Source organism: Streptomyces sp. NBC_01216, from assembly GCF_035994945.1.
GTDB lineage: Bacteria > Actinomycetota > Actinomycetes > Streptomycetales > Streptomycetaceae > Streptomyces.
This window is the reverse complement of the sequence record NZ_CP108677.1, coordinates 541,112-562,063: the sequence shown is the minus strand read 5'-3', so window position 1 is coordinate 562,063 and position 20,952 is coordinate 541,112. Positions and strand designations below refer to the sequence as shown.

The 20,952-nt window shown below is 72.7% G+C and carries 20 protein-coding genes and 2 pseudogenes; 13 read left to right on the top strand and 9 right to left on the bottom strand.

The genetic code is table 11. From position 1 onward, the window contains the following. Window positions 1-11: 11 nt before the first annotated feature. Entirely contained in the window at window positions 12-836 is an 825-nt protein-coding gene (locus OG393_RS02440; RefSeq protein WP_327372859.1) for a TIGR02452 family protein, read from the top strand. A gap of 46 nt (window positions 837-882) precedes the next feature. Here OG393_RS02440 and OG393_RS02435 read toward each other — a convergent pair whose 3' ends face one another. Next, a complete protein-coding gene (locus OG393_RS02435) occupies window positions 883-1,347 on the bottom strand; it encodes a type II toxin-antitoxin system PemK/MazF family toxin (protein ID WP_442817396.1) in 465 nt (154 codons plus the stop codon). A 257-nt stretch (window positions 1,348-1,604) separates the two neighbouring features. Between OG393_RS02435 and OG393_RS02430 the strand changes: the two genes are divergently transcribed. Then, the gene (locus OG393_RS02430) at window positions 1,605-1,775 is read left to right on the top strand and encodes a hypothetical protein (protein ID WP_327372856.1); all 171 of its coding nucleotides are present in this window, start codon (window positions 1,605-1,607) and stop codon (window positions 1,773-1,775) included. 149 nt (window positions 1,776-1,924) lie between these two features. On the opposite strand, the gene OG393_RS02425 is transcribed toward OG393_RS02430, so the two are convergent. Next, window positions 1,925-2,632, bottom strand: coding sequence for an alpha/beta fold hydrolase (locus tag OG393_RS02425; RefSeq protein WP_327372854.1), 708 nt, complete (start codon window positions 2,630-2,632; stop codon window positions 1,925-1,927). 190 nt (window positions 2,633-2,822) lie between these two features. Here OG393_RS02425 and OG393_RS02420 point away from each other — a divergent pair, with 190 nt between their 5' ends. The 3 genes from OG393_RS02420 (at window position 2,823) to OG393_RS02410 (ending at window position 5,667) form a co-directional block, all read left to right on the top strand. Continuing rightward, window positions 2,823-3,845 carry a LacI family DNA-binding transcriptional regulator gene (locus OG393_RS02420; protein ID WP_327372853.1) on the top strand — a complete coding sequence of 341 codons (1,023 nt, stop codon included), beginning with the start codon at window positions 2,823-2,825 and terminating at the stop codon, window positions 3,843-3,845. 166 nt (window positions 3,846-4,011) lie between these two features. Next, complete coding sequence (locus OG393_RS02415; RefSeq protein WP_327372852.1) at window positions 4,012-4,281, top strand: hypothetical protein; 270 nt, start codon at window positions 4,012-4,014, stop codon at window positions 4,279-4,281. A 198-nt stretch (window positions 4,282-4,479) separates the two neighbouring features. Next, window positions 4,480-5,667 (top strand): thiolase family protein, encoded by a 1,188-nt coding sequence (locus tag OG393_RS02410; protein ID WP_327372851.1) that lies wholly within the window; start codon window positions 4,480-4,482, stop codon window positions 5,665-5,667. A 114-nt stretch (window positions 5,668-5,781) separates the two neighbouring features. On the opposite strand, the gene trxA is transcribed toward OG393_RS02410, so the two are convergent. Beyond that, entirely contained in the window at window positions 5,782-6,159 is a 378-nt protein-coding gene (trxA, locus tag OG393_RS02405) for a thioredoxin (RefSeq protein WP_327372850.1), read from the bottom strand. 156 nt (window positions 6,160-6,315) lie between these two features. Here trxA and OG393_RS02400 point away from each other — a divergent pair, with 156 nt between their 5' ends. From OG393_RS02400 to OG393_RS02385, 4 genes are all read left to right on the top strand, one after another. Beyond that, complete coding sequence (locus OG393_RS02400) at window positions 6,316-7,767, top strand: dihydrolipoyl dehydrogenase family protein (protein WP_327372849.1); 1,452 nt, start codon at window positions 6,316-6,318, stop codon at window positions 7,765-7,767. Window positions 7,768-7,796: 29 nt separating this feature from the next. Then, window positions 7,797-8,663 carry a 3'-5' exonuclease gene (locus OG393_RS02395; protein ID WP_327372848.1) on the top strand — a complete coding sequence of 289 codons (867 nt, stop codon included), beginning with the start codon at window positions 7,797-7,799 and terminating at the stop codon, window positions 8,661-8,663. A 215-nt stretch (window positions 8,664-8,878) separates the two neighbouring features. Beyond that, entirely contained in the window at window positions 8,879-9,253 is a 375-nt protein-coding gene (locus OG393_RS02390; protein ID WP_327372847.1) for a PadR family transcriptional regulator, read from the top strand. Next, the gene (locus OG393_RS02385) at window positions 9,250-9,834 is read left to right on the top strand and encodes an HAAS signaling domain-containing protein (RefSeq protein ID WP_327372846.1); all 585 of its coding nucleotides are present in this window, start codon (window positions 9,250-9,252) and stop codon (window positions 9,832-9,834) included. The genes OG393_RS02390 and OG393_RS02385 overlap by 4 nt, the downstream gene beginning before the upstream one ends. A gap of 171 nt (window positions 9,835-10,005) precedes the next feature. Here OG393_RS02385 and OG393_RS02380 read toward each other — a convergent pair whose 3' ends face one another. The 3 genes from OG393_RS02380 to OG393_RS02370 all read right to left on the bottom strand — a co-directional run bounded on the left by OG393_RS02380 (window position 10,006) and on the right by OG393_RS02370 (window position 12,166). Continuing rightward, window positions 10,006-10,539, bottom strand: coding sequence for a hypothetical protein (locus OG393_RS02380; protein WP_327372845.1), 534 nt, complete (start codon window positions 10,537-10,539; stop codon window positions 10,006-10,008). A 93-nt stretch (window positions 10,540-10,632) separates the two neighbouring features. After that, window positions 10,633-11,889: a hypothetical protein gene (locus OG393_RS02375; RefSeq protein ID WP_327372844.1), complete on the bottom strand. Its 1,257-nt coding sequence runs from the start codon at window positions 11,887-11,889 to the stop codon at window positions 10,633-10,635. 121 nt (window positions 11,890-12,010) lie between these two features. Further along, window positions 12,011-12,166, bottom strand: coding sequence for a hypothetical protein (locus OG393_RS02370; RefSeq protein ID WP_327372843.1), 156 nt, complete (start codon window positions 12,164-12,166; stop codon window positions 12,011-12,013). 819 nt (window positions 12,167-12,985) lie between these two features. On the opposite strand from OG393_RS02370, the gene OG393_RS02365 reads away from it, so the two are divergent. Together OG393_RS02365 and OG393_RS02360 are read left to right on the top strand one after the other, a co-directional pair. After that, window positions 12,986-13,579 (top strand): carbonic anhydrase, encoded by a 594-nt coding sequence (locus OG393_RS02365; protein ID WP_327372842.1) that lies wholly within the window; start codon window positions 12,986-12,988, stop codon window positions 13,577-13,579. A 64-nt stretch (window positions 13,580-13,643) separates the two neighbouring features. After that, complete coding sequence (locus OG393_RS02360; RefSeq protein WP_327372841.1) at window positions 13,644-15,098, top strand: SulP family inorganic anion transporter; 1,455 nt, start codon at window positions 13,644-13,646, stop codon at window positions 15,096-15,098. A 90-nt stretch (window positions 15,099-15,188) separates the two neighbouring features. On the opposite strand, the gene OG393_RS02355 is transcribed toward OG393_RS02360, so the two are convergent. After that, window positions 15,189-16,154, bottom strand: a complete 966-nt coding sequence (locus tag OG393_RS02355; protein ID WP_327372840.1) for a pirin family protein — start codon at window positions 16,152-16,154, stop codon at window positions 15,189-15,191. A 270-nt stretch (window positions 16,155-16,424) separates the two neighbouring features. Between OG393_RS02355 and OG393_RS02350 the strand changes: the two genes are divergently transcribed. Then, entirely contained in the window at window positions 16,425-18,623 is a 2,199-nt protein-coding gene (locus tag OG393_RS02350) for a discoidin domain-containing protein (RefSeq protein ID WP_327372839.1), read from the top strand. 326 nt (window positions 18,624-18,949) lie between these two features. Here OG393_RS02350 and OG393_RS02345 read toward each other — a convergent pair. Further along, window positions 18,950-19,161: pseudogene (locus OG393_RS02345) on the bottom strand (sugar ABC transporter substrate-binding protein); the annotation flags it as partial. After that, window positions 19,161-19,408 (bottom strand): annotated as a pseudogene (locus tag OG393_RS35390) (sugar ABC transporter substrate-binding protein); the annotation flags it as partial. The pseudogenes OG393_RS35390 and OG393_RS02345, both read right to left, overlap by 1 nt. Before the next feature lie 193 nt (window positions 19,409-19,601). On the opposite strand from OG393_RS35390, the gene OG393_RS02340 reads away from it, so the two are divergent. Then, entirely contained in the window at window positions 19,602-20,924 is a 1,323-nt protein-coding gene (locus tag OG393_RS02340; protein WP_327372838.1) for an ROK family protein, read from the top strand. Window positions 20,925-20,952 lie beyond the last annotated feature (28 nt).

Here is a 20,952-nt window from a genome sequence, read left to right as displayed (position 1 = left end):
GGGTGACGGGCATGAGCGCACGGCTACGGGGAATCGCGAAACAGACCCAGGAGATCGTCGAGGCGGGCCACTACCGGGCCCCCGACGGCCGGATGGTGTCCATCGAGACGGAACTGGCCGCGGCGGTGGCGGGAACCGCGCTGTTCGGCCCCGAGCCCCTGGCGGTCGTTCCGGACCGTGGTCGCGACACCGCCATGGAGGTGACGGGGGAGAGCAGTCTGACCGCCGCCCGCCGGCTCGCCGGGACGGACGCCGCACCCGTCGCCGTCCTGAACTTCGCCTCGGCCCGGAACCCCGGTGGCGGCTACCTCAACGGCGCGCAGGCCCAGGAAGAGGCCCTGTGCCGCGACTCCGCGCTCTACACGACGCTGCTCACGGCCCCGGCCTCCTACGCGCACCACCGCGCGGACCGGGACGCCTTCTACTCGGACCGGGTCATCCACTCCCCGGGCGTCCCGGTCTTCCGCGACGACCGGGGCGCGCTCCTGGAGGAGCCGTTCACGGTCGGGTTCCTCACCTCCCCGGCCCCCAACGCGGGCGTGATCCGCCGACGGACGCCGGAGCTCGCCGACCGTATCCCGGCCGCCCTCGCCGCCCGCGCCGAGCGGGTCCTGGAGACGGCCGTGGCCGGCGACTACCGGCGTCTCGTCCTGGGCGCCTGGGGCTGCGGCGTCTTCCGGAACGACCCCGCGGAGGTCGCCGGAGCGTTCGCCCGGCTCCTGACCGGCGGCGGCCGGTTCGCGGGCCACTTCGACGAGATCGTCTTCGCGGTCCTGGACCGCACCCGGGACCGCGCGACCCTGGGCGCGTTCCGCCGGGTCGTCGAGGGAGGCTGACCGCGGGTCCGCGGCGCGGCGCCGCCGGACCCCGCGCGCGGGTCGCCTACGACCAGCCGTAGCGCTCGACGAGCCGTTCCACCACCCGGTCGAACCGCGGCCGGTCCAGGGCGCATGCCTCACGCCGCATGCCCGCCTCGTGGACCCGCAGCACACGGTCCAGATCCACCCAGGACTCGCGCCGGGAACTGTCCCAGGCACCCACTCCGATCGCCACCCACTCGTGGTCGTGGTCGTGCGGCTTGCTGGACAGCTGCACCGCGAGCAGCGTCCCCGCCGCCTCCCGCGCCACCACCAGCACCGGGCGGTCCTTGCCCCGCCCGTCGTTCTCCTCGAACGGGACCCACGTCCAGACGATCTCCCCCGGGTCCGGATCACCGTCCCGGTCGGGCGCGTACGAGGTGCGGACCGCGCCGACCTCACGGGGATCGGCCTCGACGGTGAGGTGAGCGGGATCCGGCGACTGCGCCGACTGCGGGGACTGCGGGGACTGCGGGGACTGCGGGTACATGGTCACGGGCACCACGGTAGAGGCCGGACCGCCCGGCCCGCGGGGTGGCCCCCGTCCGGTACGGGGACCTGCCGCGCACCGCCCCGCCCTCGTGCCGCCCCGAGCGGGTCGGGCGGAGCGAGCCGGAACCTCCGGGAGCCGGCGCCCGGACCGGTGCTCGGCCAGGGCACCCGCGGTCCCTGACGTGCGGCGTTCGTACCCACGTGCGAGGCTGGGAACGCCCCAGCGTCCGATGTTTCGCGACAGGAGGCACGATCGTGGGCAAGAAACAGACCCGGGTGAACCACGGCGCCCGTACGGGCGGCCACGAGCACCGGACCGACACGACGGCGAAGGAACAGGCGGCCACCTCGGCGGTGGGGGAGACCCCTCGCCCCCTCGTCCAGCAGGTCGCCCACAAGAAGGAGCGGAAGTTCGGTCACAACTGACCGCGCTCCGTCGCCGGACACCTCGCGTCCCGGCACCTCAGCACACCACGCGCCGAGAGCCGGGACCGGGCGCGTGACGGCGCCCGGTCCCGGCCCACGGCGCGCGGACGGCATGGCGGGGTCCCGCCGTCGCGAAGCGGCTCCCCCGCTCAGATCCACTCGTCCAACGCGGTCATGAACCCGTCGAAGTCGTCGCGGTGGAGGGTGTGCCCTGCACCGGCGATCGAGCGGACGCGGAAACCCCGCTCCTCGAGCGTCCGGGCGTCCTCGGGCCTGACCAGCACGCTCGGGTCAGCCAGGAGGACGAGCGAGGGGACGGCGGGCTTCACGGGCCACAGATCCGCTCCGACACTCGGCACCAGACCGTGGGCGGTCCGTTCGTCCCAGAGCCTGATCGTCTCCGTCTCGATGTCCAGATCCTCCGCCGCCCAGCGCGGGTTGAGAATCCGGATGTGATCACGGGTGAGGGACTTGCCCTGGGTGAAGAGTTCCGGACGGTAGCCCTCCTCCCCGGCCGGGAGGTGCCAGGCGGGGTCGGCGTAGACGGCGCGCCGCGGCGCGAGCCGCTCCACCGCGTAGGCCAGGGCGAGGCCACCGAGCGAATGCCCGATCGCCAGCTCGGCCCGTGCGGGCAGCGTCTCGACGAGGTCGTCGGCGTGGTCCCAGGGGGTGTACTCCTCCGGTCTTTCGGCGCGACCACTGGCACCGTGGCCGCGCAGGTCCACCCCGACCGCCCGGTAGCCGCGCTCCGCCAGGGCCGGTCCCACCCGCCGCCAGGTGCGATGGTCGGACATGATGCCGTGGACCAGCAGCGCGATCCGGTCCCCGGAACCCCAGGTCGTGGTGTGCAGCCGCACGGGGGAAACCTCCTTCTTCGGGTGCGCTCGAAGCGCGCCGCGGATCGGGCGCCTATCCGGCACCCCGAGCACCGACCGTACGGCCGGAGCGGATCGCGCGTGTCCGGAACGCGTGCGACCACGGTGCGGCACGCGCATCAGGCCATCCGCCGGAACCCGGCCCCGCTCGGTCTGGAAGGATGCCGGAGCGATGAGGAAGCCAACCGAACAGTCCGCCGCGCATCCCGTCCCGACCAGTGCCGACGTCGCGCGGCTCGCGGGGGTCTCCCGCGCCACGGTGTCGTACGTGCTGAACGACACCGCGGCCGTACGGATCAGCGAGCCGACCCGTCGACGGGTGAGGGAAGCGGCCGAGGAACTGGGCTACGTACCGCACGCCGCGGCCCGCAGCCTGCGCGCCGGCCACAGCCGGATGGTCCTGCTGCCCACCCCGCACGTGCCGATCGGCCCGCTGTACAGCCGGTTCTTCGACGAACTCCAGTGGGCGCTGCGCCACCTCGACTACACCGTGGTGCAGTACAGCAGCGTCGGCCTGGAGGCCGACGAGGCGGCTCGGGCCTGGGCGGAGCTGCGCCCGGTCGCCGTGATCTCGCTCGGCGAGATCGAGCTGACCCCGCGCGGCGTGGAGACCCTCAAGCGCTCGGGTGCCAAGGCTGTGATCACCGTGGGTCCGCAGCGGGTCGAGGGAGCGCACGCTCTGGTCATCGACCAGGCCCGGATCGGTGGGGCCGCCGTCGCGCATCTCGTCGAGCGAGGCCGTCGCCGCATCGGTGTGGTGGTGCCCGAGGAGCCCGGCCTCGGACTCTTCTCCGGCCCGCGCCTCGAAGGCGCCCGGCAGGCCGTCGAGGGAACGGAGGCGGTGGTCGTCCCGCTGCCGCTGCGGTACGAGGAGGACGCGGCGGACGAACTGGCCGCGCGCTGGCGGGAGCTGGACCTCGACGCGGTGTTCGCCTACAACGACGAGTACGCGATGCTGCTGATGCGGGCTCTGCAGGACGCCGGGCTCTCGGTCCCCGGGGACACGGCGGTCGTGGGCTCGGACGACCTGCTCCTCGGTCGGCTGCTGCGGCCCCGGCTGAGCACCGTCCGGATGGACATGGTGATCGGCAAGCACCTGGCGGAACTCGTGGACCGGGCGGTGCGGGAACCGGAGGCGGTGCCCGAGGTGCGGGAGCTCATGCCGTCCCGGGTCGTCCGGCGGGAGTCCAGCTGACCCCGGAACCCGGTCCGGGAGGACCTGTCCGGGCCCGAGGGTCGGGGGCGCGTCCCCGTGGCCGTCGACGTCGCGCCCGGTACGGGGCAGGGTCCCGGCGGCCGGGACTGCGCCGTGCCGCGCGCCGGTCCGCGGAGTCTGGCCGGGGACGACCTAGCGTCGGTGCATGAGCACCGTTCCGAAGCGTTTCGAGATCCTGCTGGTCCCCGAGCACGTGGAGAGCCGCGGCGGCGCCTCCGTCGAGGACAGCGCGGTCCGTTCGGCCGTGGTCGAGGCCACGGGCCGGCAGGGGGCATCGGGCTATCCCCGCTACGAGGGCCACGGCATCGTGGCCGAGATCGACCCGGAGACCCGCACGGTCGAGGCCCTGCTGGTGGACGGCCGGGAGCTCGACTACGGCCTGACGGCGCTGATCCGGCATCCGTCCGGTTCGTGACGGGACGCCCCGGGCCCGACTCCGGGCGAACGCGTGTATCAGCCACGCAGCGGCGTGCGCCGCCCGCCGGAGGCCGTTGACAGGATGCCCCGGGGGACGGACACTCGGCGCGCGCCCCATGAACGAAAGTTCACCAGGCGAACGCGCTGGGCGTTTCGAACCGAAGGTCACGACCGCAGGTCCCGTGGGAGAGAACCGATGAGCATCCGCGACGTGTACATCGTCGACGCCGTCCGCACCCCGATCGGCAAGTTCGGAGGCGCCCTCTCCTCCGTTCGCCCCGACGACCTCGCCGCCCACGTCGTCCGGGCGCTCGTCGACCGCGCGCCCGCCCTCGACCCGGCGCGGATCGACGACGTGTACTTCGGTGACGCCAACGGCGCCGGCGAGGACAACCGGGACGTGGCCCGGATGGCCGTGCTGCTCGCCGGACTCCCGGCCTCCGTCCCCGGCGTCACCCTCAACCGTCTGTGCGGTTCGGGACTCGAGGCCGTCGTCCAGGCCGCACGGGCCATCGCGCTCGGCGACGCCTCGGTGGCCATCGCGGGCGGGGTCGAGTCGATGTCCCGCGCGCCCTGGGTGTTCCAGAAGCCCGAGCGCGCCTTCCCGGCCGGTCACCAGCAGATGTACTCCACCACGCTCGGCTGGCGCATGACGAACCCGCGGATGCCGGCCGAGTGGACCGTCTCGCTCGGCGAAGGAGCGGAACTGATCGCCGACCGGCACGGCATCACCCGTGCGCAGCAGGACGCGTTCGCCCTGGACAGCCACCGGAAGGCGGCCACGGCCTGGGCCGAGGGGCGCTACGACGCGGAGGTCGTGCCCTACGGGGGTGTGGACCTGTCGCGTGACGAGTGCGTCCGCGACAGCACGTCGATGGAGGCCCTCGGGCGGCTGAGGCCGTCCTTCCGCAAGGACGGGGGCACGGTCACCGCAGGCAACGCCTCGCCGCTCAACGACGGCGCGGCGGCGCTGCTGCTCGTCGACGAGGAGGGGCTGCGCGAGACGGGCCGCGAACCGCTCGCCCGGATCCGTGCCTCGGCCGTCACCGGCATCGAGCCGCAGTTCTTCGGCCTGGGGCCGGTCGAGGCCGTCCGCCGTGCCCTGGACAAGGCGGGCCGGTCCTTCGCCGATCTCACCACCTTCGAACTCAACGAGGCTTTCGCCGCGCAGTCGTTGGGCTGCCTCGCCGAGTGGCCGGACCTCGACCCCAAGATCGTCAATCCGCTCGGCGGAGCCATCGCCCTCGGCCACCCGCTGGGCGCCTCCGGTGCGCGGCTGGCCGGATCGGTGGCCCACCAACTGGCCGCGGCGGGCTCCGGTACGGGCCTCGCGGCGCTGTGCATCGGCGTCGGACAGGGCCTGGCGCTGGTCCTGGAGCGCTGACTCCGGCACCCGCCCTGCCTGACCTCTGCCGCGGACCTCTCGCGCGCGGGGAACGGCCACGGCCGTGCGCGAGGGGGCGGTACGGCCGACCCGTACCGCCCCCTCGGCGGCTTCCTACTGTTCCGCCGCCTTCTGCTTCGCGCTCTCGATGGACTTGCGCACCTCGTCCATGTCGAGCTCGCGCGCCTGGCCGATCACGTCCTCCAGCGCGGTCTCCGGGAGCGCCCCCGGCTGGGCGAACACGGCCACGTTGTCCCGGACGATCATCAGCGTCGGGATGGAGCTGATCTCGAAGGCGGCGGCCAGCTCCTGCTGCGCCTCTGTGTCGACCTTGGCGAAGACCAGATCCCCGTGCCGCTCCGAGGCCGCTTCGAAGACCGGCGCGAACTGACGGCACGGACCACACCAGGAAGCCCAGAAGTCGATCAGAACGAAGTCGTTCTCGCTCACGATCTGGTCGAAGTTGTCCTTGGTGAGCTCAACGGTGCTCATTCTTCCTACCTTTCCGGGTCCCGGACGGTCGTGCCTCGTCCTCACGGTCCCCTGGGGACTCGCCCCGCACAACGGCGGATCGAGCCGTGCTATTCCGGCGTCGCCCTCGCGCCTTCCCTGTGGCATCCGCCCTACACCTGCCACCAGACTGGGCCCATGACACGAGCGGTGGAGCACGAGTACGACGTGGTGGTCCTGGGAGCGGGACCGGTGGGGGAGAACGTGGTCGACCGGGCCCGCGCCGGCGGGCTGAGCGTGGCGGTGGTGGAGGGCGAACTGGTCGGCGGCGAGTGCTCCTACTGGGCCTGCATGCCCAGCAAGGCGCTGCTGCGGCCGGCGATCGCCCGTTCCGACGCGCGCAAGGTCCCGGGCCTCGCGCAGTCGGTCCAGGGCCCGCTGGACACCTCGGCGGTGCTCGCCCACCGCGACTACTACGTCTCGGACTGGAAGGACGACGGCGCCGTCGGCTGGCTCGACTCCATCGGCGCCCGGTTGTACCGCGGCCACGGGCGGCTGTCCGGCACCCGCCGCGTCACGGTGGAGGGGCCCGAGGGGGAGCGCCGTCTCCTGACCGCCCGCCACGCCGTGGCCGTCTGCACCGGCAGCCGCGCCGCCCTGCCCGAACTGCCGGGCCTGGCCGGCGCCCGGCCGTGGACCAGCCGTGAGGCCACCAGCTCGCACCGCGTGCCGGAGCGGCTGGTCGTCGTCGGCGGGGGAGTGGTCGCGGTGGAGATGGCCACCGCCTGGCAGGCCCTCGGCGCACGGGTGACGCTGCTGGTACGGGGCACGGGGCTGCTCTCCCGGATGGAGCCCTTCGTCGGTGAGCACGTCGCCGCCGCGCTCACCGAGCGCGGCGCGGACGTCCGGACGCGCGTCTCCGTCGCCGCGGTGGTACGCGACGGCGGCACCGGCCCGGTCACCGTGGTCCTGGAAGGTGGCGAGCGGATCGAGGGTGACGAGGTCCTGTTCGCGACCGGCCGCCACCCCCGGACGGAGGACATCGGCCTGGAGACCGTCGGCCTGGAGCCCGGCTCCTGGCTGTCCGTGGACGACAGCCTGAGGGTCAGCGGCAGCGACTGGCTGTACGCCGTCGGAGACGTCAACCACCGGGCCCTGATGACCCACCAGGGCAAGTACCAGGCGCGGATCGCGGGCGCCGCGATCGTCGCGCGCGCGACGGACGGCCCCGGCCCGCGGACCGGACCCTGGGGCGCGCACGCGGCCACCGCCGACCACGTCGCCGTGCCCCAGGTCGTGTTCAGCGACCCCGAGGCCGCGGCGGTCGGCCTCTCGCTGGCCGAAGCGGAACGTTCCGGACTCCGCGTCCGGGCCGTCGACCTCGACCTCACGGCCGTGGCCGGCGCCGGGCTGTACGCGCACGGATACCGTGGACACGCCCGGATGGTCGTCGACCTGGACCGGGAGACGGTGCTCGGGGTCACCTTCGTCGGGCCGGGCATCGGCGAACTCCTCCATTCGGCGACGATCGCCGTCACGGGCGAGGTCCCGATCGAGCGGCTGTGGCACGCGGTCCCGGCCTACCCCACGCTGAGCGAAGCGTGGCTGAGGCTCCTGGAGGCGTACCGCGACGGCGCCGGGACCTCATGACCAGGGAGCCCTGAACGGAGCGGCGTGAGATGAGCAGCGGGGCAGGACCGGGCGGGCCCGTCAACGACTACGAAGGCCCGTGCGCCGGCTGCGGGGCGCCGGTTCCGGCCGGGACGGGAGTGCTCCGGCACCGTCACGGCGGCGGCTGGGACGTGTACCACCCCGGTCACGCGAGGGAGCCGGCGCCGCCCCCGCGCCGCGCACGCCCCGGCTGGCACCGGCGCGCCCTGCTCGCCCTGGACATCGCCACCACCGGCAACCGCGCGGCGGTGGACCGTATCCTCTCCGTCGCCCTCCGCGGAACCGCAGGCGACGGCGACTGGATGCTGGACCCCGGCCCCGGCCCCCTGTCCGTGGCGCCGGGAAAGGGCCACGGCGTCACGCTCGCACGGGCTCGCGCCGAGGGCATGCCGGCGGCGGAGGCCCTCGACGCGATCGCCGGGCGGCTCGCCGGACACCTGGCGTCGGGCGAGGTCCTGGTGGTGTGGTTCGCCCCGCACGTCCTGGGCACCCTGCACGCCGAACTCCTGCGCCACGGCGTGCCCACGCTGACCGAGCGGCTCCCCGCCGGGGTGGCCCCGGTCTGCGACCCCCTGGTGCTCGACCGGCACGCGGACCGCTACCGCCCGGGGAGACGCTCGCTGGAAGCGGTCGCCGAGTGGTACGGCATCCCGCACGCCCGCCCGGGTGAGGCGGCCTCCGACGCCGAGACCACGCTCGTCCTCGCCCGGACCCTGGCGGCCTGCCATCCCGCGCTCGCCCGCCTGTCCCGGCCGGCCCTGCACACCGAACAGATCCGCTGGAACGCCGACCGGACCCGCCGTCACCCGGACGCCCCGGACTGGCCGTTCACCGCTCTCGACCCGCTGCCCTGGCGGGACCCGCCCCGGCGCTGACGTCCGGGCTCCTGCGCTGCCGTGTCCCGCTCGTCCCGCTCCGTCCCCCGCGCACGGCACCGGCCTCCCACGCGGGGTCGGCCGAACGGCCGGAGACGCCTCGCGCCGGAGGTGACCCCGCGGGGGCGGCCACCTCCGGCGCGGGGGACGCGGGTTCCGGGTCGAAGGGACCCCCCCCTGGTCACGCGTTTGTCTCACCAGGTATCTTGCATCGCATGGAACCAGGTGATTCGACCAAGCAGGCCCGGGCGGCCGCCCAGCTGCGCAAGGGCGTCCTGGAGTACTGCGTGCTCGCCCTGATGCGGGACCGGCCTCGCTACGGCGTGGAACTCCTTCGCGCCCTGGAGGGCTCCGGTGCCCTGGCCACCAGCCAGGGCACGGTCTATCCGCTGCTCTCCCGGCTCCGCCGCGACGACCTGGTCAGCAGCACCTGGCAGGAATCCGCCGCCGGGCCGCCCCGCCGCTACTACGCGCTCACCGACGGCGGCCGGGCCGCGCTGGACGAGTTCACCCGCGTCTGGCCCGGCTTCCGTGACGCCGTCGACGCCTTCCTGACCATCCCGCACCCCTCCACCGGAGACCTCGTATGAAGACTTCTGCCGACCTCGCCGGCGACTACCTGTCCGCCGTCGAGCGCGAGGGCTCCGCACTCCCCGCGGACCGGCGCCAGGAACTCCTCGCCGACCTCGCCGAGCACATCGAGGTGACGCGTGCCGAGCGTCCCGACGCCCCGATCGGCGAGATCCTCGCGGAGCTGGGGGACCCGCGCACGATCGCGGCGACGGCCCTGGCCGAGGCGGGAGCCGGTGCCGTCGGGGTCTCGGCGCGGAACGGCGCGGGCAGCCGGCGCGGCAAGGTGCACCCCCTGGTCCCGCTGCTGATGCTCACTCTCTCGCTGCCCTTCATGGTGCTCTTCCCCGATCTCCCCGGGCCGCTGTTCGGCGTCCTCTTCCGCGTCACCGGCGCGGTGCTCCTCTGCACCTCGGTGCACTGGACCGCCGTGCAGAAGACCTCCGGCGTACTGCTCACCGCCGTCCTGCCGACTGTCGTCATCGCCACCTGGAACCTGTCGGGTGTCCCGGGCGGCACCCCGTCCCTGGTGGCCAACCTGGTCACGATCGCCCTGCTGGCCGGCGTCTCGGCATGGCTCTGGAGGGTCCGCCGCGCTTGAGAGCCTGTCGGGTGGCCTTCGGCCGGCGCGTCGGGCGAGGCATGGCGCGTGCGATGCCGAGGCGCCGGGAGGTCCTCGTCGGAGCCACTCGGACACGGCGGGAACGACGGAAGCGTCGCGCCAGTTCGTGACGGCCCCGCCGGAGGCCACCCGACAGGCTCGGAGAGCCGCTCAGGCCAGGCAACCGCGCGGCTGCTCGGCTTCCAGCGGTTCGAGTGCCGCGATCTCCGCGAGCGACATCCCGAGGTGCCGGTGCAGGAAGCGGACGACGGTCCAGTGCGGCAGGGCTTCCTCGTCGAAGGGGCCGAACGCGCGGCGGTACAGGGGGATCCACCGCAGTGCTTCCTCCAGGACCCGCTCGCGTCCCGGCTCCTGCCGGTAGTCCTGGTAGGCGATGCTGCGGTGCTCGATGAAGTAGCCGCCGGGAAGCCGCTCCTCACAGAAAGCGCGGTACTCGCGGGTCTGGAGGATGAGGTAGTGCCAGATCTCGTCCACGGCCTGCTCGACAGGGAGGAACAGGCCCGCCAACCGGTCGCGATGGAGTGAGACCAGGTACAGATAGCGCAGGCACTCCAGGACCCGGCGTTCGACGAGTTCCTCCGGGAGGCCGCCCCCTGCGGTGAAATGGGCCACGACCTCCTCGTGGAGCGCGGTGCCGAGGAGGGCCCGGAGATCCTCGTCCGTCGTCTGCTGTGGTGCGCTCATGTCTCTCCCTCGCGGTGCGGTGGCCTCGGCACGCCGGTACCGGGGCGCGGGTGGCGCTGCCGGATGCGTGCGGTGCCGGGCGGAGCCGGACGGTCAGCGGTTCCCGTCGAGCCAGGCGTACTTGCCGGACCTCCCGACGGGGATGTGCCGACGGTGTTCGAGGACGCAGCGGCGCCCGGTCAGCGACCCGACCGCTCCCGCCAGCTCCATGGCGGCGGACGCCGTCAGCGGGGCGCTGTCGAAGGTGGTGTACGAAAGGCGGGCCTCCAGGTCACCGCTCACACGGAGCCGGTGGAGGAAGACGGCCGGGGAGATCCCGGCGACGCAGTCGTCCAGGTCTCCCTGGGAGACGGGTCCGTGGGCGCCGGCGCGCAGCGCACCGGCGCCCAGAAGTTCCTGCTCCCGTCCGCAGAAGCGTTCGATCCTGTCCGGGTCGGGAGTCCCGTCCAGGGTTCGCACACAGTCGCCCGAGCGGTAGCGGATCAGCGGCATGTAGGGGTTGCGGACGCTCGACACGATGAGGCTGTGGATATCGCTCCCCGGGGCGACGGGCAGGAGTTCGACGTTCATCCGGTCGAGATGGGGGTGGTACCGGCCGTGGCGGTCGCTGTAGTAGAGGTAGCCGAGCTCGGTGCTGCCGAAGAGGTCGACGACGGGGCAGTCGAAGTGCCGCTCCAGGAAGCGGCGGACGTTGACGGGCGTGTACTCGTAGGCGTGGACGATGCTCGCCGGGCGTGGGAAGTGCTCCCACAGGCCCCACTGACGGGCCTTGAGGACCAGGTGGGCCAGGTGGTATCCCGAGCAGTCCAGGTGGTATCGGCCGCGGGGGTGTGCCCGCCGGGCCTCGTGTACCTCCGCGACCATCCGCTCGACGTCGGCGCGCTCCCACGAGGCCGGGTCGAGGCGGAGATTGAGGTAGACGGTGCGGCCGTCGAGCCTCCGGTCGTGGAGTGAGGGCACCGGGTCGGGCCGCGCGCCGCGCTTCGCGGCGTTGACGCGCGCGACGTGCTCGGTCGCCAGCACGGTGGTCAGCGAGACGCGTGCGCAGCCCTCTTCCCAGGTGAAGGCGATGTCGGGGTGCTCGCTCCAGAGCCGGTAGTAGGAGTGCAGCAGGAAGTACGGGGGCCTGATGATCTGCATCCTGGCGTGGTTGGTGCCTGTGGAGAGCACGTACTCCGCCTCGCCCTCGGCGAGTGCCTTGGCCAGCCGCGGCGTCATCCAGTTGTCGGGGAACCCACGGGCGATCTCCGGCTTCTCGAGAACGGGGAAGCGGCCCGTCGCGACCGAGTCGCGGTAGATCGGTATGTCTCGGACTTGTTCGATGAATTCTGCCGGCGGCTGGCCGTACACGGCGAGCACCCCCTGTGGACCGGTTGTCGGAGGGAAGAACGCGATGTCGACGAGGTGGCCGGGAAAGGGGCCGGGGTCCTGAAAGCGGACCCCGGCCCCTTTCCGGTTCCCGTCAGGGGGATCAGGAGATGCGGCCCGGGGCACTGGACACGCTGATGCATCCGGCCTTGGGCGCGGAGCTGATGCATCCCGACTTGGCCGCGTTCTCGGCCGAGTTCACCGTCACCCACTTCTGCCAGACAGTGTCCTGGGACATCTTCGCGATCAGCTTTTCCATGTGGACCTCCGGAGGAGAATGCAGTGTGGTATCGAGCATGGTGCGGTGTCAGACGGTAAAGCCCAGACCAAGTCACTGTCAATGAAGGGCAATGCGGGCGATGCCATCAAGACACAAGTGCGGTCCGGCGGGGCGATTTGAGACAGATCTCGCGTCTCCGGGTCCCCTTGTCGCCCTCCGTGCCGCTCCACTCCGCCCGCTGTCGCGAGTCCCCTTCGATCAGGGGTTTCTCGGGTCGGCATGCGTCGCGATGGGTGCTGTGAGTCTGCGGCGGGCCGTGGAGCGGGACGGGCGGGATCCCTGCGGATGCTCAGACGATCCACCGGAAAATGCCGCGATCCACAGGGTACTTGACGATCCCTTGACCTGCACTGCAAGGTAATCTGTGGGTAAAGCACTCGTCTCTGGTCGCGGCTGATCGGCCTTCGCATTCTTTCGGCCATAGATGCGTAAAGGTCGACGGTTGTCGGCCACCGTGGCGGCGGTGCACGTGAGAATGCGACAGATCTCCGCGTTTTTGAGACATCCTCCGGAACCGTGCATCCGTACTCCGCCGGAATTCCCCGGTGCGCACCCGTCTCAGGGCGTCTTCCGCGCCCCGGGGCGCCCGCCCCGCCGTGTGCTCCCTTCGCGGGTGCCGTGTCAGGAGACGTTCGCGCGACGGGGCGAAGGCTGCCTGACGCGGCACCGGGAGCGGAGTGCGGGGGCGCACCGACCGAAGCCTTTCCCGAGCGAATATGCCGCTGCCCGGTGACGGCGGAAATCCCCCGCTTCCTCGCACCGTACGTCCCGCACACACCGACCCCTGGAGAGGTCCCCATGACATCCCTGTTCGACCGGGCGCGTTCCTTCACCGCCCATGTGGCCGACCACGCCGAGGAGTTCCGCGCCCTGGAGTCGGGCCAGAGCCCCGAGGCCCTGTTCATCACCTGCTCCGACTCGCGGGTGGTGCCTTCGCTCATCACGGGCGCGCGGCCCGGCGAGCTCTTCGAACTCCGCACCGCCGGCAACGTCGTGCCCGAGTACGGTGCCGGCCGGCCCTGCGCGGAGGCCGCCACCATCGAGTACGCGGTGGAGGTGCTCGGAGTCCGGGACATCGTCGTCTGCGGCCACTCCCACTGCGGAGCGGTCGGGGCGCTCGTCCGGTCCGAGGACCTCTCCGCCGTCCCCGCCGTCCGGGGCTGGCTGGAGCACGCGACCCCGCGCCCCGCGGGAGGCCCTGACCACCTCCCCGATCTCGCCGCGTCCGTGCAGGACCACGCGCTCAACCAGCTCCGGCGCCTGCGCGCGCACCCCCGCGTGGCGGAGCGGGTCACGGAGGGAGCCCCGTCGCTGCACGCCTGGTACTACGAGGTCCACACGGGTTCCGTGCGGGCCTACGACGCCGCCGGCGATTCCTTCCGGCCGTTGTGAACCCGTCGCCCGCGCCCTGCCGCCGCAGCCCCCTCCCACCTCCGCACCCCGAGGAAAGCCGCTGATGTCATTCCCTCTCACAGACGCCGGCGTACGCCGTGACGTCCTGGCGTCCCTGGTCGTCTTCCTGGTCGCCCTGCCTCTGTGCGTCGGTGTCGCCGTCGCCTCGGGAGTCCCCGCCGAACTGGGCCTGATCACCGGCATCGTCGGAGGGCTCGTCGTGGGAGTCCTGCCCGGCAGCAGCCTCCAGGTCAGCGGCCCGGCCGCGGGTCTGACCGTGCTCGTCCACGAGGCCGTGCAGACCTTCGGCCTCGCCGCCCTGGGGGCCATCGTCCTGGTCTCCGGACTCGTCCAGATCGGTCTGGGGGCGCTGCGGTTCGGCCGCGTCTTCCGCGCCATCTCCGTGTCCGTCGTCCAGGGCATGCTCGCGGGGATCGGCCTCGTGCTGATCTTCGGCCAGCTCTACACGATGGCCGGCCTGGAGCAGCCCCGGTCCGGCTTCGAGAAGATCCTCGGCGTCCCCGGGCTGCTGGTCGACACCCTCGCCTCCCCGCGGGCGCTGACCGCCTCGGCACTCGGCCTGGGGACCATCGCCGTCCTGGTCCTCTGGAAGAAGCTGCCGGGTCGCGTCCGGGTCGTCCCCGCGCCCCTCGCCGCGGTGGCCCTGGCCACGGCCGTCGCCACGCTCGCCGGCTGGTCCGTACCCCGGGTCCAGGTGCAGGGGCTGCTCTCGGCCGTGCAGCCACCCGGCACCTCCGCCTTCGCCTCGCTGGCGAGCCTCGCCGCGCTCGGCACCGTGCTCGCCTTCGCCCTGATCGCCTCGGCCGAGAGCCTGTTCAGCGCCGCCGCCGTCGACCGGATGCACGACGGCCGGGGTACCGAATACGACAAGGAACTGATGGCACAGGGAGTGGGCAACACCCTGTGCGGCGCGCTCGGCGCACTGCCGCTCACCGCCGTCATCGTCCGCAGCTCCGCGAACGTCCAGGCCGGTGCCAGGACGAAGCTCTCCCGTGTCCTCCACGGACTGTGGCTGGTCCTGTTCGCGGCCCTGCTCCCGGCGGCCATCGGCGTCATCCCGCTGGCCGCGCTCGCCGGAGTCCTGGTCCACGCCGGCTGCAAGCTCGTCCCCACCGGAGACCTCCTTGCGCTGTGGCGCGGGCACCGGGGCGAGGTGCTGGTACTGACCGCCACGGCCCTGTCCATCGTCGCGGTCGGCATGTTCGAGGGCGTGCTCCTCGGCCTGCTGCTGGCCGTCGTCAAGTGCGCCTGGGAAACCTCGCAGGTCCAGGTCGGCGTGCGCGAACTGCCCGACGGCCGCCTCATCGTGTCCATCACCGGGTCGGCCACGTTCCTGCGCCTGCCGCGGCTGCTGGAGACGCTGGAGGCGGTCCCGCGGGACAGGCCCGTCGCACTCGACCTCACCGAGGTCCGCCACCTCGACCACGCCTGCGCCACCGCACTCGACACCTGGGCACAACGGCGCGGCACGTCGGTCGCCATGCTGACGAACGCCTGAGAGCCCGCGACGGGCCCCAGGGCCGCCGCGCGCGTCCGCGCGGGGCGGCCCTGGGGCGCCGTGGGACGGCGCCAGGGCGGGAGCCGCGGTTCAGCGCACCCGGCCGCGGGACCTGAGTCGCGTCGTGGGGAGCTCCGGCGCGGGGAGCGGGGCGCCCTGGTAACCCCGGACCTCGCCGAAGCGATGGCCCGTCATCCAGTCCTCGCGGGCCTGGCGGATCTCCTCGTCCGTGCGCCCCACGAAGTTCCACCACATGATCAGCTCCTCCTCGAAGGGCTCACCGCCGAGCAGCATGACCGCGGCGTCCGAGGCGGCACGCAGCGGCAGCTCACCCCGCCCACACCCGAGATAGAGCATCGAACCGGGCAGCACCGGTACTCCGTCGACGTGCGCTTCCCCGGACATCGACAGCACGCCGTACTCGAAGTCGGGCACCAGGGGGAGTCGCGTCTCGGTGCCGGCCGCCAGTGTGAGATCGGCCCCGACGAGCGGGGTGTACGTGGTCCCCGGTGACGTCGTGCCGTCGACGTCGCCCAGGATCACGGTGACCGTGAGGCCCGGGGCCGTCACGGTGGGGAGTTCGGCGTGGTGCTCGAAGTGCGGTTCGACATGCCGGTGCGCGTCCGGCAGGGCGACCCAGAGCTGTGCGCCGTGCAGGAGACGTGCGTGCGGCCGGGGGCTCTCCTCCGAGTGTGAGATCGCCCGGCCCGAGGTCATCAGGCCCAGCTCACGCGGCCTGATCGTCCGGAGGCTGCCCGTGCTGTCCCGATGGAGGACCTCACCGTCATGGAGCCAGCTGACGGTCTGCAGCCCCATGTGAGGATGCGGCGGCACCTGCATCCCCGGCTCGTCGGCGATGTCGTCGGGACCGTAGTGGTCGACGAAGGCCCAGGCCCCGATCATGCGGCGGCCGAGGTTCGGAAGGAGGCGACGGACTTCCGTCGACTCGCCGAGCTGTACGCGGCGGGGGCTCAGGAGCTCACGGACGGGTTCGGCGACGACGAAGCCGCGCCCCCCGCACACGCTCGGTTCCGCCTGACGGTCAAGGTTGCTCATGCCGCACAACCTAGCGCCGCGTCAGGTGAGGTGCGCCCTGTCCCGAAACCCGGCACGGCGGCTCGCGGCGTTGCCGCATCAACCGAGCAGGCCCCCGCCTACGAGGTCGATCCGGCGCCTTCCGCCCCCAGCGGTCACCGGCTTAATGAAAGACATAAGAAAAGCCGTGTCGGCTCATTGACCCGGACTGGGAGGCCGGGCAAGGTGCCAGGAGAGCGCTCTCCCGCACCTCCGCCGATCCCCGAACTCCCTTTCCAAGGAGCCTCCTTCATGCCTTCCCTCGGCATCCACGCGGTGGCCGAACCGCCACGCGGATCACGCGCCCCAAGGCGCCGTGTACTCGCCCTCGCCCTCGTCGCCGTCGGCGTCCTCGTGGCCGCCCTCTTCGTCCTGCTGCCGGTGCCCGCCGCACAGGCCGCGCCCGTCCTGCTGTCCCAGGGCAGGCCCGTCACGGCCTCCAGCCAGGAGAACGGCGGCACCCCCGCTGCCGCCGCCGTCGACGGCGACAACGGAACGCGCTGGTCCAGCGCGTTCTCGGACCCACAGTGGATCCAGGTCGACCTCGGCGCCCCCGCCGCCGTGGAGCGGGTCGAGCTGCGGTGGGAGACCGCGTACGCCACGGCCTACCGCGTCGAGCTGTCCACCGACGGCGCCGGCTGGACGACCGCCTACTCCACCACCACCGGGACCGGCGGCACCGAGAGCATCGCCGTCTCCGGGACCGCCCGACACGTCCGCGTCCACGGCACCACCCGCGCCACCGGATACGGCTACTCCCTCTGGGAGTTCCAGGTCTACGGCACCACGGGCGGCGGCCCCACCCTGCCCGGCGGCGGCGACCTCGGTCCCCACGTGCACGTCTTCGACCCGTCCACGCCGGGCATCCAGGGCACGCTCGACCAGATCTTCCAGGAGCAGGAGACGGCGCAGTTCGGCAGCGGCCGGCACGCGCTCCTCTTCAAGCCGGGCACCTACGGGAACCTCAACGCCCAGATCGGCTTCTACACCCAGATCGCCGGCCTCGGTCTGCGTCCGGACGACACCACCATCAACGGGGACGTCACGGTCGACGCGGGCTGGTTCGGCGGCAACGCCACCCAGAACTTCTGGCGCTCCGCCGAGAACCTGGCGGTCGCCCCGGTGAACGGCACCAACCGCTGGGCGGTCGCCCAGGCGGCCTCCTTCCGCCGCATGCACGTCAAGGGCGGCCTCAACCTCGCTCCCGCCGGATACGGCTGGGCGAGCGGCGGCTACATCGCCGACAGCAGGATCGACGGCACCGTCGGTCCGTACTCCCAGCAGCAGTGGTACACCCGTGACAGTACGGTCGGGGGCTGGACCAACAGCGTCTGGAACATGACCTTCTCGGGTGTCGAGGGCGCACCCGCCACCAGCTTTCCCGAGCCGCGCTACACCACCCTGGACACGACGCCGGTCTCGCGGGAGAAGCCCTTCCTCTACCTCGACGGAGACGAGTTCAAGGTCTTCGCCCCGACCAAGCGCGTCAACGCGCGCGGCACCACCTGGGCCGACGGCAACCCGCCAGGCGCGTCGATCCCGCTGAGCCGGTTCTACGTCGTCAAACCGGGCACCACGGCGGCCACCATGAACACGGCGCTCGCGCAAGGACTGCACCTGCTGTTCACACCCGGGATCTACCACGTCGACCGGACGATCGAGGTGAACCGGGCGAACACCATCGTCCTGGGCCTCGGCCTCGCCACCCTGATCCCGGACAACGGGGTCACCGCGATGCGCGTAGCCGACGTCGACGGGGTACGCCTCGCCGGCTTCCTCGTCGACGCCGGTCCCGTCAACTCCCCGACCCTGCTGGAGATCGGTCCGGCGAACGCCTCCGTTGACCACGCGGCCGACCCCACCACCGTCCAGGACGTCTACATCCGCGTCGGCGGCGCCGGTCCCGGCAAGGCCACGACCGGCATGGTGGTCAACAGCGACGACACCATCATCGACCACACCTGGGTGTGGCGGGCCGATCACGGCGAAGGCGTCGGCTGGGAGACCAACCGGGCCGACTACGGCGTACGCGTCGAAGGTGACGACGTGCTGGCCACCGGCCTGTTCGTCGAACACTTCAACAAGTACGACGTCGACTGGTACGGCGAACGCGGCCGGACGATCTTCTTCCAGAACGAGAAGGCGTACGACGCGCCCGACCAGGCCGCCGTCCAGAACGGAACGACGAGGGGATACGCCGCGTACCGGGTCGACGACTCCGTCGACACCCACGAGGGCTGGGGTATGGGCAGCTACTGCTACTACAACGTGGACCCGACGATCCGTCAGGCCCATGGGTTCAAGGCGCCGGTGAAACCCGGAGTCCGCTTCCACAGCCTGCTCGTCGTCTCGCTGAGCGGGAACGGCCAGTACGACCACGTCATCAACGACACCGGCGCCCCGACCTCGGGCACGTCGACGGTGCCGTCCACGGTCGTCTCCTCTCCCTGACCCCGACGGCCGGGGGCACCACGCCCCCTGGCCCCGGGCCCCGCCCCGTCCACAGCTCGCACCCCTGCCCCCTGCCCCCGGCCCTCGGGCCGGAGGCTTCCGCATGTCCGCCGGACAAGCGGCCCCGGACGGCCCGACAGGCCGTCACCCGCCGACAGGTCCGGCTCACCGCACGCCGAGATGGGCCCCTACCCCCGCGGGAGCGGGGCAGGGGCCCGGACCCGGACCGCCGGGCGCTCAGCCCCGGGTGCCGAGCGAACACGAGCAGGAAGGGCGACGCGGCCCGGCCGCCACGCGCGGCGCCGTGGCGGCCGCGGTCGCGTCCCGGGCATCTGCTGCCGGGCCTTGTCGAGCTTGGCGCGCACCGACTCGGTCGTGACCGGCCGGCCGCGGCGTCCGCGAAGAGTTCCTTGACGGCGGTGCCCACGACGGTCTCGAACTGTGACTCCTCCGGGACCTGGGGCAGGGCGGCGGCGCTGGAGGCGAGCGTGTCGCGCAGGACGGCGAGCGCGGGCGTGTCGAAGGCGGGGTCCTGCTGAGGCCGGGCCAGGCGATGACCTCCAGCCGCACCTTGATGCCCGTCTCCTTCTCGAACCGGTCGAGTTCGGGCCGCAGCACCCGCTTGTCGACCTCCAGTCCGGCCCCCTGGTTGGAGGCCCAGTAGGTGAGGGTGCCGGACCGTCCGCCGGCCGCGTCGGTGCCGCCCGTGCCGCCTCCGCACGCGGCGGCGGTGAGGACGAGGGAGAGGGTGACGGCGCCGGCTGCCGGGCTCTGATTCTGCGCATGACTCCAGGGGCCTTTCGTGGAGTGGCGGATCACCGGGGAGGGACGGGAGCGTCGTCCCGCGTCATTCCCGCGTTCGGTTCCCGAAGTCTCTCACGGCTTAATTTAGGATGTGAGTTAAACGTCAAGCGAAGGTCGCGCCAAGGGGTGCGACAGCGGTATGTTGCCTGCAAGGACTCAAGACGAGGGGGCGCGGTGACAGTGCGCAGTGGTCGTACGGTGCGTGACCTGCGGCGTGAGAACCGCACCGCGGTATTGCGGCGGTTGTACTTCGACGGGCCGCTCAGTCGCTTCTCGCTGGGCCCCGTCACGGGACTCAGCTCGGGCTCCGTGAGCAACGTGGTGGCCGAACTGGTCGCCGAGGGACTGGTGGAGGAGGCCGGAAGCGTCGACTCCGCGGGTGGGCGCCCCCGCACGCTGCTCCGGATCAGACCGGACAGCGGCTACATGATCGGCGTCGACGTCGGGGAGACCCGGATACGCGTCGAACTCTTCGACCTCGCCCTCACCGAACTCGCCCGGGTGGAGAGGCCCCTGGAGTCCGACGGGCCGCGCCGCACGGACCGCTACGACGTCGGTGTCGTCGTCGGCCATCTCCGCGAGGGCATCGCCGAGGTGCTCGACCTGGCCGGGATCGAGACCGACCGGCTCCTCGGCGTGGGCGTCGGCGTGCCCGGCATCGTCGCCGGGACGCCCGAGGACGGCGCCGTGGTGCACGGCCAGACCATCGGCTGGGACGCGGTGCCGCTGGAGCGGCTGCTCCGCGCGTCCGTGCGGCTGCCCGAGAGCGTGCCGTACTACATCGACAACGGAGCCAAGACGCTCGGCCAGGCGGAGATGTGGTTCGGCGCCGGGCGCGGCGCGGACAACGCCGTGGTGGTGCTCTTCGGCTCGGGTGTCGGCGCGTGCGTCGTCACCGACGACACGCGGTCCGGTCGCGCGGTGGAGTGGGGGCACCTGACCGTGCGGGTGCGCGGCCGGCGCTGCCGGTGTGGTGCCCGCGGGTGCCTGGAGGCGTACGCGGGAGCCGAGGCCCTCGTGGAACGCTGGGTGGAGGCGGGCGGCGAGCCGCCCGCCGGCGCGGACGAGGAGACCGCGCTGACCGCGATGCTCGCCGCCGCGTACCCGTCCCCGGCCGATGGCGGCGCCGCCCCCGAGCCCGACGCGACGGCCCTCGCCGTGCTGGAGGAGACCGCCGAGTACCTCGGCGCGGGCTTCTCGGACCTGATCAACCTCTTCCAGCCCGAGCGCATCCTCGTCGGCGGCTGGGCGGGTATCCAGCTGGGCGTCCGGTTCCTGGACGCCGTCCGGGCCCACGCCACGGCCTACGCCCTGGCGTACCCCGCCGCCCGGGTCCGCGTCGCGCTCGGCACCCTGGGCCCGGACGCCGTCACCGTCGGAGCCGCGCTCCTGCCGCTCGCCGACTTCTTCGCCCGCGGCGGACGCGGAGCGGAGGCGGACCCGGAGGAACCCGTTCCGGCCTGGCGGTCCACACTCCGGGAGCGGGCGGTCCACTGAGCGTCCGGGGAGCGCCCCGGACCGTCGG